The sequence below is a fragment of the Vibrio sp. 1CM8B genome (assembly GCF_023161685.1).
Classification (GTDB): Bacteria; Pseudomonadota; Gammaproteobacteria; order Enterobacterales; family Vibrionaceae; genus Vibrio; species Vibrio coralliirubri.
Genome location: NZ_JALNTU010000004.1, coordinates 260,532 through 275,468, shown reverse-complemented (window position 1 = coordinate 275,468; position 14,937 = coordinate 260,532). Strand labels below are relative to the sequence as shown.

The following is a 14,937-nucleotide window of genomic DNA, read 5'->3' as shown; positions in this document are numbered from 1 at the left end:
GCTAGATAACAGACATAAAAAATCCCTCACATTCGAGGGATTTTTTGTATCTGGCTTTTGTAGTTTTATTGCTTATGCAAACTGCTTTTCTAAGTAAGTCACGATATCTGAAGATTCGTACATCCACTCAGTTTTGCCGTCTTTTTCGATACGTAGACAAGGCACTTTCACACGACCGCCGCCAACTTCAAGTTCTGCACGGTGTTGCTCGTTGTTTTTTGCATCACGAAGTTCAAATTGAACCGACTGACGTTTCATCGCGCGGCGCACTTTCACACAAAATGGGCATGCTTCGAATTGGTATAACGTGTGCGTTTTTGCTTGCTCATTCACTTTGCTTTGCTCTTCTTGAGAACGCTTCACACCACGTGGGCTGAAAACAAAGTTCAATAACAAGATGACACGACCTAAGAACCAACGGATAAACTTCATAACTCTCTCTACATATTTAAAATTAGCGTTACAATTTGCAGCATTATATACACAAGTTTTGTCAGATGCTCGCAACAAACCGCTAATATCTATTTTGTCCGTTCGATCGTGTGAGACTTAGCCACATTTAGCCCTAAACGTTTAGACAGTCGAGTCAGGTTTGCTCGGTCTGTTTTCAGAACTCGTCCTGCTTGTGCCCAGTTAAAGTTTGCATCTTCCAATACCTCAGTAATGATACTGCGCTGAAAATCGTCCGTTGCACCACGTAACCCTGCAGAAAGGTCGATCGTTGGTGTTGATAATGGCGTGTTCTTCACCTGTGTCGTCGCAATTGGCTGATCTTGGTCTAGAGGACCACAATCTTCTTTGGTGATTGTCACCAGGTTTTTATTGGCGCTACGGGCTAACGCTTTCAATGCGGAACGACTGATCACGTGCTCAAGTTCACGCACGTTACCCGGCCAACCATAACGGTTTAGGAAAGAAAGAACGTCAGAGCGGAACTTAACTTGGTTGATACCAAGCTTACGACGCGCTTGTTCTAAGAAGAAACCAGCTAATAGGCTGATGTCATCACCACGATCTTTCAGTGCAGGCACCGCGATAGGGTACACACTCAGTCGATGGTATAAATCGGCTCTGAATCGACCGTCTTCAACTTCTTGCTTTAAGTCTCGGTTAGTTGCAGCCAGAACACGAACATCAATGGTTTGGATATTGTCTTGGCCAACAGGTTGGATTTCGTTGTTTTGCAGCGCACGCAGTAACTTACTTTGCGCAGCTAAGGGTAATTCACCAATTTCATCTAAGAACAGTGTGCCACCATCGGCTAGAGCAAACTTACCTAAGCGGTTTTTGTCTGCGCCAGTAAACGCACCACGAACGTGACCAAACAGTTCACTCTCTACCAAGTTCTCAGGAATAGCAGCACAGTTAACGTAGACCAGCGGATTTCGCTTCCGTTGAGATTGGTGGTGCAGGGTACGAGCCACGAGCTCTTTACCAACACCAGTATCCCCATGAATCAGGATATTAAATTCAGACGGTGCGACAACCGCTATGTCGTTCTTGAGCGCGACCATGGTATCACTGTTACCAATCAACTCGCCGCCGTCACGTTCCCACGCTTCTACGTTCAGTTCTTCGAGTAATTGCTTTGACTGCTTTGCTTGATGTTCAAGTTGCGAGAAGGTCAACGCCATCTGCATGGTTGAGGCTGCAATAGCCGCCAGCACTTCAAGGTTACGCGCCGGAATATTCGCGAAGACATCAGGTTTCAAGCTGTCTAGAGTCAGAATGCCTAATAACTTGTCGCCAAATAGCAAAGGCAAGCCCATACAAGCATGCATTGGTAAATCGCCATCATGGTCAATAAGCAAACCATCGAAAGGATCGGGTAGGGAGCTGTCAGCATCGAAACGGACAGGAGAGCGAGACGCACAGATCTCTTCAAAACGTGGGTGTTCTGAAATGATAAAGCGACGACCGAATGTATCTCGGCTGAGCCCTTGCATTGCGATAGGTACTAGCGTGTCGCCTTGAAGGCTTAAAAGCGCGACACAATCACACGTTATGGTTTTGCGAATGGCATCGATCAGGCGATTAAAACGATCTTGATCGTTGACACCACTTGCGAGGCCAATGGTCATTTCCATGAGGGTAGATGCGGAGATATCTTGCATAAAAAACTCTAACTGTGTGTGTTTATCAACATAATAGAGTCTTATTGACTTAAAAAAAAGGTCTTTTTGACATTTTTATAAGATGAGTTTTGAGAAGAAAACCAGTAATGATGGGGATTGATAAAGTTGGCACTGATTGTGCAAAAGATACAGCGAAGCCCAATTATAGCTCTGATTAAACAGACTATTCTTGATCTCAATCAATCAGGTGGCATTAATCAGGTTTCGCGATTTTTTGAAATGAAAACGAGTCAAAATAACTCAGTTTCTAAAAATAACTCAGGTTTCAGAAAATCGATAAGTCATTCTCAATTTTTAGTAGTCAAAATGACATATAGGTCATAAGGCTCAGTGTTCGGAGTAAATTCATGCTTAACAATGCACATATCGAAATCATCAAATCTACTATTCCTCTACTTGAGAGCGCAGGCCCAGCTTTAACTCAGCACTTTTATCAACGTATGTTCACGCATAACCCTGAGTTGAAAGATATCTTCAATATGACTCACCAAAGAACAGGTCGCCAAGGCGTAGCACTGTTTGAAGCTATCGCGGCATATGCAAAGAACATTGAAAATCTAGCAGCGTTAACAACAGCCGTTGAACGTATTGCTCAGAAACACACAAGCTTTAACATTCAACCAGAGCACTACCAAATTGTTGGTTTGCACCTGATTGAGACATTACGTGAACTAGCTGCTGACGCCTTTACTCCAGAAGTGGAAGAAGCATGGACAGCCGCTTACCTATTCTTGGCGCAAGTATTCATCGATCGTGAAGCTGAACTTTACCTACAGCGTAAGCAAGCTGTTGGTGGTTGGGAAGCGGCACGTGCTTTTGTGATTGCAGACAAGATCGAAGAGTCAGCGCTAGTAACTAGCTTTATCCTTCAGCCAAAAGACGGCGGTGAAGTTCTGGATTACACTCCAGGTCAATACATCGGTATCGAAGTGAAACCGGAAGGCTCTCAATACAGCGAGATTCGTCAATACTCACTGTCTGATAAGCCAAACGGAAAGCAATACCGTATTTCTGTTAAACGTGAAGGACAAGGCCAAGAGACACAAGGCGTTGTATCTAACCACCTACACGATACGGTTGCTGTTGGTGATGAAGTTAGCCTATACGCACCAGCGGGTGACTTCATGTATCAAGAGCGCAGCAAGCCAGTAACGCTTATCTCTGCTGGTGTTGGTGTAACGCCAATGCAGTCTATGCTTGAGTTCCTAAACATGGAAGATAAAAACGAGCCAGTACTTTACCTTCACGCTTGTGAGAACGTAGGCCAACACTCTTTCACGACTCGTGTTAAAGATATTGTTGCCGACAAAGGTTGGGAAGCGAAAACGTGGTACATGAACAAAGATGAATCTGCATGTGAAAACACGCATCAAGGCCAAATGGATCTAGCGTCTATCTCTGATACTAAAGGCTTTGAAGAGAGCGATTTCTACATCTGTGGTCCTGTTGGTTTCATGAAGAACATCGTAGAGCAGCTAGATGCATTGAAAGTTGACCGTTCACGCGTTCACTACGAAGTATTCGGCCCTCACGCTAACTTCTAATAGTTCTCGAGAGTTCTATTAACACTCGCCTGATCTATTAAAAACCTTGCCTATTCAAAAGGCCTCACATTGTGAGGCCTTTTTTGGTTTGCTCTGTCTAACATCATCACCTACTGCAGAGTATGATGGTTCAGCTAAGATCTTTTCGCTTCGACCTAAGAACGTTTCACCTTCTTGGACATGTAGTCGGAATCAAAAAACTCAGGCCAGTACATTTTCACGTAACCACCGGCTACCCAAATTACTAGGATGGTGGCGATGGTTAGCTCAAAGAAACCGAACTTGTGCAGCCAGTACCATTGTGGGTATTCCGCGCCGAAAAATGTGGTTAGACGATGCATGGCAATAGCGCTGATCACGGATGGGAAGGTGACGGCAGCAATTGAAGGTTGGAACTTCAAACGCATTAGGCGGATGTAACACAAGTAAATCAATAGTGTCATGGTGATGGCGATGCCAGACAATGCGCCTGTTAGAATCGGATCTGGATTGTCGAAGTTAACCAAGTAAGCAGCTAAAGATAAGTTAACCGGAGCTGCCATGATAGCAAGTGTTGGTCTTGCTCGGCGAGGAAGATTGCCTTCGAACACCAAGCGGTACAACACCACTGGCAACATAAGGAAATAGATACCAATACAAGTGACCGCAAGTGTTTCTGAAAATACGGTGTGCCCGAACTGTGTGCCAGCTAAGGAACTGCTGATCAAACCGACCGGATACAGAAACCAACTCGGTACAATGTTCGACATTTTGAAGTTGATGATCTGAAAACTGAAGAACAACACCATCATGGTAAAGTGCAGCAATAGCGCGCAGAACCAAACTGGGTAGGCGATAGCTGGCGATATCTCGGCTAAATAGTCGCACAGAATCAGTAAAGCCATGCTCATTGGTGCCATCAAGCTTCCGCTTAACGGGTGGCGAATATCATTAAGGAAGGTATTAAAGCTCGTTAAATAGCGCAGTAAAACAGGCAGCAATAATAGCGCGCCGAATGCAGCGAGGTAGGGACGAATTATCTCACCAATGCCCGGGATATATAACGCCCAAGCTTGTCCTAACCCAATAACGCCAAGTGCTAAAGACGCCTGAGATGGCGGCACATTTTTTACTTGGGTTAATCTTCTCCAGTTCAACGACTTACTCCGACTTAGTTAATTAAAGACTTTTAGATTATTTGCTTTAGTTAGAGTGTGTAGGTCTTTCATCAATAGATTTTGAGGGCACTCAACTAATTTTGAGTGGATGATACCAAGTTTAACGTTTGCTTTTTTGATTTTGATACGGAATCGGGAGATTAAGCACGTTGAATGTGTGCTTTTGTTTCATGAGTCATTTTTAATTAACGTACTTCCTCTTGCTGAGGGAGATCTTGCTGTCTTAGTTTTTCGTTTTTCAGCGTACGGTTAAGCAGTTGACTGTAAATTGGCTGCCCACCTAACATTTGAGCAATGATTACCGCACCTAAGCAGGTAATGATCAACGGCAGGATCAGGTAGTAGTTATTGGTCATTTCAATAACCAACAGAATACCAGTGATAGGCGCTCGAACGGTGGCGGCAAATAAGGCTCCCATGCCAGCAATGGCAAACATACCCGGTTCAATATTCAGTTCAGGAAAGACTGCCGCTGCGATAAGCCCAAACGCATAACCAAAGAGTGTTCCTAGCGCAAGCATTGGTGCAAAGATACCGCCTGGCGCACCAGAGCCGAAACAAAGCAGGGTTGTGAGGACTCGGCCTAAGAAAATCAGCAACAACACGTTGGCGCTGTAGCTGCCATTCGTGATGTTCGGGATGATACCAATACCACCACCAGTTAATTCAGGTATATAGAGCAGCAACAAGCCAAAGCAACCACCAAGTAGGGTACCTGTCATCAAGTAGCGTTTACGGTCATTCTTGTGGATCGCCACAAACAGGTCTTGGGAAAGTGTAATCAGTTTATTGAAAATCACACCAAATAGGCCGAACAACACACCTAACAACAAGAACAACCAAAGTGCGTTGAGTTCAGGTGGCTGGTACTGAGGCATTGTGATAACGGCAGATTGACCATTGATAGAACGAAACACAATGTTGGCTGAAATCGCTGAGATGATGACGGCTTTGATTGATATGAGTGAGTAGCGAAACTGCGGTCTCATCTCCTCGACCACAAACATGATTCCTGCCAGTGGTGCATTGAATGCGGCGGCTAAACCACCTGCGGCACCCGAAGCTAATAGTGAATGACGAGTGTCGTCATCTTTGACTCGAAAGATATCAGTGACCATACGACCGATACTGCCGCCCATTTGAACAGTTGGCCCTTCACGGCCTAAAACCATACCAGAGCCTAACGCGCCCATGCCGCCAAAGAATTTTACGGGTAATACTCTCCACCATCGAACAGGACGCATTCCGTCCATTGCGCCTTCGATTTCAGGGATACCTGAGCCTGCAGCTTCTGGAGCAAATCGGTGAACGAGGAAATAGCCAATAAAGGCGAATGCCGCACTAATAAGGAAAGCAGCAAGCCACAGTGGTAAATGGCTACCGATTTCATCTTTCAGCCAATCGGTACGAGTTTCTGTGATGAAATGAACCGCAACTTCGAAATAGGTACCCACTACACCTGCAAGTACACCCACAATACAAGAAAGAAAGAGAACGGAAGCTGGGGTCTTATCTCTTGAGAGAAATTGATTAATAGCATCCCTTGGCATTTTTGCTAGTAAGGACTGCTTAATTTTCTCTCTTCTGGTCATAGAAATAAGTTTCCTGAATGAGTTAAGGCGGGGTTGCATTAAATTATACGCTTCCTCTGCATATCCTATAGCAACAAAGTTGAAAAGTTGAATTTCATTTATGGAATGTACGTGTTACATAAATGGAATTTATGGCCAATAGTGGAATCACCGTCACAATTTTGATCGATTCTCTGGCGGCGGCTTGAATATCCCCAAAAATGAACCATAGTTAAATCGTAAAGCAACATAACGAACCGCAAGGAGAAGTGAGGTTTTACACACAATTTGGATGGATTCAGAAACAAAGTTTTAGTTCCTCGTTAAATGTTCAGGTCGATATTTAAGGCTTCCTGATTCGCGAACTCACGATTGAGTAACGAGGGTGAGGCGTACTGAGTAAGTACGCCTTTAGTTCGTCTGGAGCATCCCATTTCCACATTCCGCTTCTACTGCTTTATCTCTTCTGATTATTTTCGCGCCAACCTCTATTAACGAATCTCAGTGTAAACAATCGATTGGGGTCAACTTTTTGGTGATTGAGTATATACTCCCTTAAAAAGGAGAACTGATATGACTAAAAAAGTTCCTACAAACATCATTACGGGTTTCTTGGGTGTTGGTAAAACGACAGCCATCTTGAACCTGCTAAAAAATAAACCTGAGAATGAAAACTGGGCTGTTCTGGTTAATGAGTTCGGGGAAATCGGTATTGACGGTGCTTTGATGACAGATCAAGGCGCATTGATTAAAGAAGTGCCGGGTGGTTGCATGTGTTGTACTGCGGGCGTGCCTATGTCGGTAGGTATTAATGCCTTACTTCGCCAAAAACCAGACCGTTTATTGATTGAGCCGACAGGGCTTGGTCACCCTAAACAAGTGATTGCGACACTGACTTCCGATCAGTACACGCCTTATGTTGATTTAAAAGCGACGCTTGGTTTGGTTGACCCTCGAAATCTTTCTAATGAAAAGTACACCTCGAATCAGAATTTTAATGATCAATTAAACAGTGCAGATGTGATTCTTGGTACTAAAGTTGACCTTGTTCATTCTGAAGACATCGATGTGTTTAACGATTGGGTGACGGATCAAACGCCAGCAAAAGTCTTCCACAAGCTAATTCACGATGGTGAAGTACCATTGGAAGTGTTAGACATTGAAAGAGTATACGGCAGTGCTTCCTCTCATATTGAAGCACATCATCATGATCACGCTGAACAAGAGCCTCAATTCCAACTTCCTCCCGGTGAAGCTTTCATCCGTAAAGAGAATAAAGGACAGGGCTATTTCAGTTGTGGTTGGTTGTTTGGCGCAGAGCATAAGTTCGACTTCGATGCGCTATTCTCTATGTTGTCAGATCTAACGGCCGAGCGTGTAAAAGCTGTCGTGAACACCGACCAAGGTTGCTACGCATTCAATGTCGCGAATCAAGTCGTGTCTGTGAACGAAATTACGCTTGATGGCTTTGAATCTCGATTGGAAGTGATCGACTCGCAGCTCATGCCGTGGGGCGATCTCGAGCAGATTCTACTCAAGCTGTGTGGTATCAAATAGCCCTGTTTTTGCTGTTTGAACCAAGGATCTTGGTGTTTAGCTTGTTGAAGGCGGGATAAACACCAGATTAAATGAGAAAGTTTGCGTTATATCACGATAAATGTGAGATAAATCACTCTAATTACTTTATAGTGCTCGGCTGAAATAAGAATGTAGGCTGTCTGCTTAAGGAACCCGTAACAATGTCATTTTCCTCTCAAGGTTTTGCTCCTGAATTAGTCAAAGCGTTGACTGAGTGTGGTTATGAAAAACTCACTCCAATTCAACAAAAAGCGATTCCAATGGCTCGTAAAGGCCATGATATTTTTGCTACTGCTCAAACCGGTACGGGTAAAACAGCGGCATTTTCATTGCCTGTTATCCAACACCTTTTGAACAGCGGTAAAAAGGCGTCTAGAGGAACGGCTCGCGGCCTTATTCTTGCTCCAACTCGTGAGCTTGCTGCGCAGATCGCTCAAAACATTAAAGACTACGTTAAATACACAGATCTAAGTGTTTCTGCGGTTTACGGTGGTAACAAGATGTCTTCACAAGTTCGTCAACTAGAACTGGGTGTGGATATTTTGGTTGCAACCCCTGGCCGTTTAGAAGAGCACTTAGAAGCGGGTAACGTGTCTATTGCTAACCTAGAATTCCTAGTATTTGATGAAGCTGACCGTATCCTTGATATGGGCTTTATCAATGCCGTTCGTAAGATCATGTTGGATGTAGAAACATCACCGCAAATCATGATGTTCTCTGCAACGACTTCTACTCAGTTAAACCAACTGTCTGTTGATATTCTGCGTAAACCAAAACGTATTAGTGTTGAGCGCGAAAACTCTACGGCTGCTACTGTTGGTCACGTGGTTTACCCAGTGGATCAAGAACGTAAAACTGAACTGCTTTCTGAGCTTATTGGCCGTAAAAACTGGCGCCAAGTGCTTGTGTTCGTGAACTATAAAGAAACAGCGAATGATGTAGTTAAAGAGCTTAAGCTTGACGGTATTAAAGCGGTACTTTGTCACGGTGATAAAGCGCAAAGTGCTCGTCGTCGTGCTTTGGATGATTTCAAAGAAGGCAGAGCACGTGTGATGGTAGCAACCGACGTTGCAGCTCGTGGTCTTGATATCGAAGACTTACCACACGTAATTAACTACGACATGCCTTTCCTAGCGGAAGATTACGTTCACCGTATTGGCCGTACAGGTCGTGCTGGTAAACAAGGTCACGCAATCTCTTTCGTTAACCGCGAAGAAGAGCTGACTGTTGTTCAAGTTGAAAAACTGATTCAACAACGTATTCGCCGTGTTGAACAACCGGGTTACGAACCGAAGAAACGTGATGCTTACATCGAGAAGCTGAACACTAAATCGGCTTACAAAAACCGTCAGGGTCGTAAGAACAACGCGAACGAAGAGCCACAAGATCAAGCAAGCGCTGAACGTCGTTTGACTATGATGAAGCGAATTAAAAACCGTCGTAAGTAAAATTACGGTTGGTGATTGAAAAGAGCCACTGTTATGTGGCTCTTTTCGTTTGTATTGATCGCAATATTGTTTATTGTCATTACTGCTTCGTTTCAACCTCGCTTCATTTCAAGCCCGATCAAGAAACAAGAACTATTAAATAAAAATAAGTCGATAAGGTAATAATATGGATAGCGCACTACTTTGGGCTTTTATTCCCACGTTTTTCTTCGTGTCAATCACGCCCGGTATGTGTATGACTTTAGCTCTGACACTGGGGATGAGTGTTGGATACAAGCGTACATTATGGATGATGATCGGTGAACTGGCTGGTGTCGCTGTGGTTTCTATTGCTGCGGTATTGGGTATCGCTTCGATCATGTTGAATTACCCATGGCTATTTACAGGCTTTAAGTTTGTGGGCGCAGGGTACTTGTTCTACTTGGGCGTTCAGATGTGGCGTTCGAGAGGCAAGCTGGCGATCAGTACTGATAACCAAACCACAAAAGTCAGCAATGATTGGGACTTGGTGGTTCAAGGTTTCGTGACAGCTATTGCTAATCCGAAAGGCTGGGCGTTTATGATTTCTCTACTGCCTCCTTTTATTAACAGCAATAAAGATTTAGCACCTCAGTTGATGATTCTGGTTTCTATTATCTTAGCTTCTGAATTTGTTTGCATGACCTTATACGCGACAGGCGGAAAGAGCTTAAAGCATATGCTGGGCAAAGCCGATAACGTTAAGTTGATGAACCGTATTGCGGGCACGTTAATGATGGGTGTTGGTGTTTGGTTGTTTGTGAGCTAATTCTAGTTAGCCTAAGACGAGCAGAGATCCCCGACTCAGACGTTCCTCCTTCTCGAGGGTGACGCGTACTTGGGATGATGACTACTTAGGATTACGGTGAGTTTTGAAAATTCGGATTCTTACTTAAACCGAAGAATGAAAAGAATATAAAAAGAGCGATAGGGCATTTGGCCTTATCGCTCTTTTTGATTTTACCTAGCTAGATGTTAGAAATGCTTCTGAACTTAGCCAGTTCTACCGATTAAACCGCGATTTCCCCACCGTCTTCACGACGAATCACAACCGTTGATGCTCTTGGGCGGACATTGCCTTGAGTTTGTGCTGTTGCATCTTCAGACGATGGCCAATTTGCAGGGTGTTGAATGTTCACAAACAGTGACTTGAAATCTGGGCTGATGGTAAAGCCAGTCACTTCACAACCGTTTGGACCCACAAAGAAGCGTTTAAGCTGTGCTTGGTTGTTTGCATCAATCACCGCGCTGTTGCCGTTGTCATCCGTTAACTGAGATGGAACCACTGCCAGCATTTGGTCATTGGTGTAGCCAGTTACTTCATCTGCGCCGTTATCTGTCTGAATCCATAAAATACCACGAGCATCAAACGCTAAGCCGTCAGGGCTCGCGAATTGGTTCATGTCTGTTAGACCTGAGCGGTTAATAGACTTGTCTTCCACTGCTGGAGAGCCAAATACGAAGATATCCCAATCGAACTCGCTTGCCGTTTTGCCTTCATCCCAACGGATAACATGACCGAACTTGTTGTCTACGCGAGGGTTCGCAGAGTTCGCTTCTTTACGCTTGTTGTTATTCGTCAGCGTTAGGTAAGCCGTACCTGTCATTGGGTCAACAGAGCACCATTCAGGGCGATCCATTGGCGTTGCACCAACAAGGTCGGCCGCACCTGCGGTATTAATGATAAGCGCCGCTTGAGAATCAAATGAATCACCTAGCTTGCCGCCGTTTGTGGTCTTGCTGCTCAACGTTAGTGGTAGCCATGTACCTGAACCATCATCATTGAACTTAGCCACATACAGTGTGCCTTTGTCCATGTATTTGTCACCCGCACTTAGACGATTGCTTGGATCTGCGTCACGTGGGTCCCATTTCTCTTCAGAAACGAATTTGTAAAGGTATTCAAAGCGAGAATCGTGACCAGAGTAGAATACGATTGGCTCGCCTTCGGTCAACTTACCAAACGTACAGCCTTCGTGACGGAAACAACCCAGTGCAGAACGTTTTTTAGCGCGAGAGTTTGCTGTGTATGGGTCGATTTCAACAATGTAGCCGTGACCATGTGCTTCGTTACGGTAATCGTCCATTGCTGACTCACCTGTTGGCGTCACATCAAAGCGTGCAAACTCGTCTAAGCGTTCTTGTTTGTTACCTGAAAGCGTGTCCCAACCGTAACGTGTTTTGTCGGTAGCGATACCAATACGTTCTTGCGCTGGCGTTGTCTCGCCTTTATTAACGAAATAACCCGGCCAGTTTTCTTCACACGTTAGGTAAGTGCCCCATGGCGTGTAGCCATTACCACAGTTGTTCAAGGTGCCACGAGCTTGGCTGCCATCTTGTGAGAATTTGGTTTTGGTAAATTCACTGTGAGCAACAGGGCCAGACAGATCCATTACGGTCGCGCCCGTGTAGCGGCGGTTAAGTGGATCGTTATCGACCATCACCCATTGGTTGCCTTCAAGTTTTACACGAACCACACTGACGCCGTGTGCGTTGATCTCTTTACGTACTTCATCAAGGCTAGGACGGTTGCCTTCATCGTATGTAGGACCATTAGCGTGCAGTGCTTTTTGGTCGATGTATTCGTGGTTGATCACCAACAAACCGTCGTTGCTGTTACCATTAAGCGGGAAGAAGTGCATGCCGTCGTGGTGCATGCCTAGTGAGTTTGCTTGATCTTGTGCGTTGTTGGTGCCGTCTTTTAACCAAGCATTGCCTTGCTTGTTGAGTGGAGTACCCCAAGGAACCAATACTTGTGCTGTATAGCCTTTTGGCACAACGACACTGTCTGTCAATGAGCCTTTAACCGATTCGAATGCAAGTGTAGCAGTGCTTTTTTGCGGTGCGCTAGATGACGCTGTCGCCGCGTGCGCCGTGCTGTGGCCTGCTAAACCAAACGCACCAAATGCGGTCATTGCACTGATGCCCAAACCGCCTTTTAGAACATTTCTTCTTGAAAGGTTCGCATCTAAAACTTCTTCGAAGGGCTTGTTGTTGCTCTTGTTAAAACGAGTGCTATCAAATGTTTCCTTGCTCATCTCGACTGCTTCCTATTGGCTGATTTTATTATTCGTTATTCATGACTAACCCAGTTATTAACTAATGAGTTAATAAGTTTGGTCAATGTGTGACTAATCGTGAAGCAGTTAAGTGACAGATTTTTATAGATTTGATTAAGGTTTTGTTTCTGTAGCACGAATTTTGCCATTAACACTCTCGTGCAATACAAAACTCTTGGGGATTAGGGTAGAACTGTGTATAAATGCTTTATCAAACGAAAAGAGAGACAGTTATGAAATTAGATAAAATCGAAAACAAAAATCGCCGCCTACGCAAAAAGCTATACCTAGGTGAATTCGCGATTCTGGGTTTTGAAGTAAGCTGCAAGACTTCGATTGCTGATTTTGACCAATACGATGTGTTCATTGACGAGTTCATTGATTTCATCGACAGCATCGGTCTGTGCTTTGGTGGCGGCGGCCTTGAGCTGTTTGAAGGTTTCTTATGCTCGATTGAGCGCTACCGTTCAGTAACAGAAGCAGAACAACTGCAAGTTGCACAATGGCTTGAAGCTCGTGCTGAAGTAAGCAAAGTGGAAGTTAGCGAGCTGATTGACGCAAACTACGCGTTCTAATTTGATGTTGTGTTGTTCGCTTGATTGCAAAGGCCAAATTCGGCTTAGGAAAGAGTAACAACAGTACGCCAGAGTAAAGGCCGAATCGTTAAATCGATTCGGCCTTTTTGCGTTTAATTCGCTCCATTTCTATTCTTTACCTTCTTTTCTATCCCTTATTACGCAAATAATGAATTGATACTTTTCGCTTAAATATTAGTACCTTATCACTACTTTTATTGGCAGTAATAAGTTTGGATAAACTTGTGAGAGTTTTATGAGAATTCAATGAAGTTGCTGATAGATTTGATCGCCATTCTTAGGGTCAACAACACCACAGTTCGTTCTGGCAAAGGTAACGGTATATCGCTGTTATTCGTTTTGTTGGTAACGATAGGACTCGATAAAGGATGGAATCAAAATGAATAAACGTACTCAAATCAGCTTAGTGATCAGCTCGGCTATGCTGGCCTTCGGAGCGGCTCAAGTTCAGGCTGCTGAGCTTGAAGTCACTGTCACTAATACAACGAAAGGGATCTACTTTACGCCTATCTTAGCGGCGGCTCATGACTCAAGCCTGTTCATGTTCAGAACGGGTGAAACGGCTTCTGCGGAACTAGAGTCCATGGCCGAAGGTGGCGATATTTCAGGTTTATCTGGTGTCATTGCTAACGCGGGAGGCGTGGTGGTTGAGAATCCAGCCGCCGGAATCCTCAATCCGGGCGTCGCAACTACGTTTGATATCAGTACTGGCGATTTAGAGTACCTATCATTGGGTGCCATGCTGCTGCCGACTAACGACGGCTTTGTTGGTCTAGATAGCTGGAAAATCCCAACTCAAGCGGGCACCTACAAAGCGACTCTAAATGGTTATGACGCAGGCACAGAAGCCAATGATGAGCTGGCGGGCAGCATGCCTAACCCTCCATTCATTACCTTTGGCGCTGGTGGTACAGGTGTAGAAACGGCAGTATCAAACGCTAAGGTTCATATTCATCCGGGTAACATTGGTGATAGTGACGCGGCGGGCGGCATCAGTGACCTCGATAGCAGTAGTCATCGTTGGTTAAACCCTGTTGCAACTATCACCATTGTTGTGAAGTAAGGGGGATGTATGAAAGCTAGAATTCTATTTATCGCTGCATCAGTAGCCGTTTTGGCGGGTTGTCCGGACGATGACGACGATTACTATCGCTATGATGTGAGTGTTACTAACCTCACCCCTAATCAACCAATGTCACCACTCGCGGTGTTGACTCACAATACGAATTTTGACCTGTTTGAAGTTGGTCAAAGTGCCTCTGTCGATCTTGAATACTTAGCGGAAGGGGGCAGTAATGCACAATTGCTTGCGCTTAGTGACAGTGACGCCAATGTTTATCAAGGCATCTCAGGTAATGGGCTGATTCTTTCAGGTGAGCAAGACACGGTGTCTATTCGTGTCGACCCAAATCAAGAAGGGTATATATCTGTCGCTTCGATGTTGGTTAACACCAATGATGCGTTTGTCGGCGAATCCGGATTATCGCTCAAGTCATTAGCGGTGGGTGATACCTTTACAATGAACATGAATGTGTGGGATTCGGGAACTGAGCTGAACGATGAGCTTGCTGCAACCATTCCGGGACCGGCAGGCGGTGGTGAAGGTTTTAATACCACACGAGACGATACCGATGTAGTGAGTTTCCACTCTGGCGTAATCAGCCAAGATGACGGCCTCACGACCTCTACTTTAAGTGCCAATCATCGCTTCCTTAATCCCGGTGCAAGAATCACCATTACTCGAACTGAGTAACAGGTTGAAAGCACGATGAAAGAATTCCTGCTCTGTTCCGGTCAATTGAAAGGTGGGCAGACTCAGAATAGAGCAGGG

At 44.8% G+C, this 14,937-nt stretch carries 13 protein-coding genes; 8 read left to right on the top strand and 5 right to left on the bottom strand.

The annotated features are described in order from the left end of the window. Positions 1–72: 72 nt before the first annotated feature. Complete coding sequence (locus tag MSG36_RS10140) at positions 73–432, bottom strand: glutaredoxin (protein WP_060981211.1); 360 nt, start codon at positions 430–432, stop codon at positions 73–75. A gap of 89 nt (positions 433–521) precedes the next feature. Next, a complete protein-coding gene (gene norR, locus MSG36_RS10135; protein ID WP_248367593.1) occupies positions 522–2,114 on the bottom strand; it encodes a nitric oxide reductase transcriptional regulator NorR in 1,593 nt (530 codons plus the stop codon). Between the two features lie 368 nt (positions 2,115–2,482). Between norR and hmpA the strand changes: the two genes are divergently transcribed. Further along, positions 2,483–3,679, top strand: coding sequence for an NO-inducible flavohemoprotein (hmpA, locus tag MSG36_RS10130; RefSeq protein ID WP_050634252.1), 1,197 nt, complete (start codon positions 2,483–2,485; stop codon positions 3,677–3,679). A gap of 155 nt (positions 3,680–3,834) precedes the next feature. On the opposite strand, the gene MSG36_RS10125 is transcribed toward hmpA, so the two are convergent. Then, a complete protein-coding gene (locus MSG36_RS10125) occupies positions 3,835–4,782 on the bottom strand; it encodes a TDT family transporter (RefSeq protein ID WP_050634251.1) in 948 nt (315 codons plus the stop codon). A gap of 239 nt (positions 4,783–5,021) precedes the next feature. Next, entirely contained in the window at positions 5,022–6,428 is a 1,407-nt protein-coding gene (gene clcA / locus MSG36_RS10120; protein WP_248367591.1) for a H(+)/Cl(-) exchange transporter ClcA, read from the bottom strand. 552 nt (positions 6,429–6,980) lie between these two features. Between clcA and MSG36_RS10115 the strand changes: the two genes are divergently transcribed. The 3 genes from MSG36_RS10115 to MSG36_RS10105 all read left to right on the top strand — a co-directional run bounded on the left by MSG36_RS10115 (position 6,981) and on the right by MSG36_RS10105 (position 10,220). After that, entirely contained in the window at positions 6,981–7,964 is a 984-nt protein-coding gene (locus MSG36_RS10115) for a GTP-binding protein (RefSeq protein ID WP_017069160.1), read from the top strand. Between the two features lie 182 nt (positions 7,965–8,146). Next, positions 8,147–9,433, top strand: coding sequence for a DEAD/DEAH box helicase (locus tag MSG36_RS10110; protein ID WP_019821956.1), 1,287 nt, complete (start codon positions 8,147–8,149; stop codon positions 9,431–9,433). A gap of 166 nt (positions 9,434–9,599) precedes the next feature. Then, positions 9,600–10,220 (top strand): LysE family translocator, encoded by a 621-nt coding sequence (locus MSG36_RS10105; RefSeq protein WP_248367588.1) that lies wholly within the window; start codon positions 9,600–9,602, stop codon positions 10,218–10,220. Positions 10,221–10,461: 241 nt separating this feature from the next. Here the strand turns inward: MSG36_RS10105 and MSG36_RS10100 are convergent, their stop codons facing one another. Further along, positions 10,462–12,489, bottom strand: a complete 2,028-nt coding sequence (locus MSG36_RS10100) for a PhoX family phosphatase (protein WP_248367586.1) — start codon at positions 12,487–12,489, stop codon at positions 10,462–10,464. Between the two features lie 254 nt (positions 12,490–12,743). Here MSG36_RS10100 and MSG36_RS10095 point away from each other — a divergent pair, with 254 nt between their 5' ends. From MSG36_RS10095 to MSG36_RS10080, 4 genes are all read left to right on the top strand, one after another. Beyond that, the gene (locus tag MSG36_RS10095) at positions 12,744–13,085 is read left to right on the top strand and encodes a YggL family protein (protein WP_048606344.1); all 342 of its coding nucleotides are present in this window, start codon (positions 12,744–12,746) and stop codon (positions 13,083–13,085) included. A gap of 267 nt (positions 13,086–13,352) precedes the next feature. After that, positions 13,353–13,493 carry a hypothetical protein gene (locus MSG36_RS10090; protein WP_172378940.1) on the top strand — a complete coding sequence of 47 codons (141 nt, stop codon included), beginning with the start codon at positions 13,353–13,355 and terminating at the stop codon, positions 13,491–13,493. Further along, the gene (locus MSG36_RS10085; RefSeq protein ID WP_248367584.1) at positions 13,486–14,169 is read left to right on the top strand and encodes a spondin domain-containing protein; all 684 of its coding nucleotides are present in this window, start codon (positions 13,486–13,488) and stop codon (positions 14,167–14,169) included. Before MSG36_RS10090 ends, MSG36_RS10085 begins: the two co-directional genes overlap by 8 nt. Positions 14,170–14,178: 9 nt before the next feature. After that, positions 14,179–14,859: a spondin domain-containing protein gene (locus tag MSG36_RS10080; protein ID WP_017062627.1), complete on the top strand. Its 681-nt coding sequence runs from the start codon at positions 14,179–14,181 to the stop codon at positions 14,857–14,859. Positions 14,860–14,937 lie beyond the last annotated feature (78 nt).

What these genes read in the sequence shown, in the direction of transcription:
- MSG36_RS10140 (WP_060981211.1), bottom strand. Translation starts at nt 432, where the DNA reads ATGAAGTTTATCCGTTGGTTCTTAGGTCGTGTCATCTTGTTATTGAAC.
- norR (WP_248367593.1), bottom strand. Translation starts at nt 2,114, where the DNA reads ATGCAAGATATCTCCGCATCTACCCTCATGGAAATGACCATTGGCCTC.
- hmpA (WP_050634252.1), top strand. Translation starts at nt 2,483, where the DNA reads ATGCTTAACAATGCACATATCGAAATCATCAAATCTACTATTCCTCTA.
- clcA (WP_248367591.1), bottom strand. Translation starts at nt 6,428, where the DNA reads ATGACCAGAAGAGAGAAAATTAAGCAGTCCTTACTAGCAAAAATGCCA.
- MSG36_RS10115 (WP_017069160.1), top strand. Translation starts at nt 6,981, where the DNA reads ATGACTAAAAAAGTTCCTACAAACATCATTACGGGTTTCTTGGGTGTT.
- MSG36_RS10110 (WP_019821956.1), top strand. Translation starts at nt 8,147, where the DNA reads ATGTCATTTTCCTCTCAAGGTTTTGCTCCTGAATTAGTCAAAGCGTTG.
- MSG36_RS10105 (WP_248367588.1), top strand. Translation starts at nt 9,600, where the DNA reads ATGGATAGCGCACTACTTTGGGCTTTTATTCCCACGTTTTTCTTCGTG.
- MSG36_RS10100 (WP_248367586.1), bottom strand. Translation starts at nt 12,489, where the DNA reads ATGAGCAAGGAAACATTTGATAGCACTCGTTTTAACAAGAGCAACAAC.
- MSG36_RS10095 (WP_048606344.1), top strand. Translation starts at nt 12,744, where the DNA reads ATGAAATTAGATAAAATCGAAAACAAAAATCGCCGCCTACGCAAAAAG.
- MSG36_RS10090 (WP_172378940.1), top strand. Translation starts at nt 13,353, where the DNA reads ATGAAGTTGCTGATAGATTTGATCGCCATTCTTAGGGTCAACAACACC.
- MSG36_RS10085 (WP_248367584.1), top strand. Translation starts at nt 13,486, where the DNA reads ATGAATAAACGTACTCAAATCAGCTTAGTGATCAGCTCGGCTATGCTG.
- MSG36_RS10080 (WP_017062627.1), top strand. Translation starts at nt 14,179, where the DNA reads ATGAAAGCTAGAATTCTATTTATCGCTGCATCAGTAGCCGTTTTGGCG.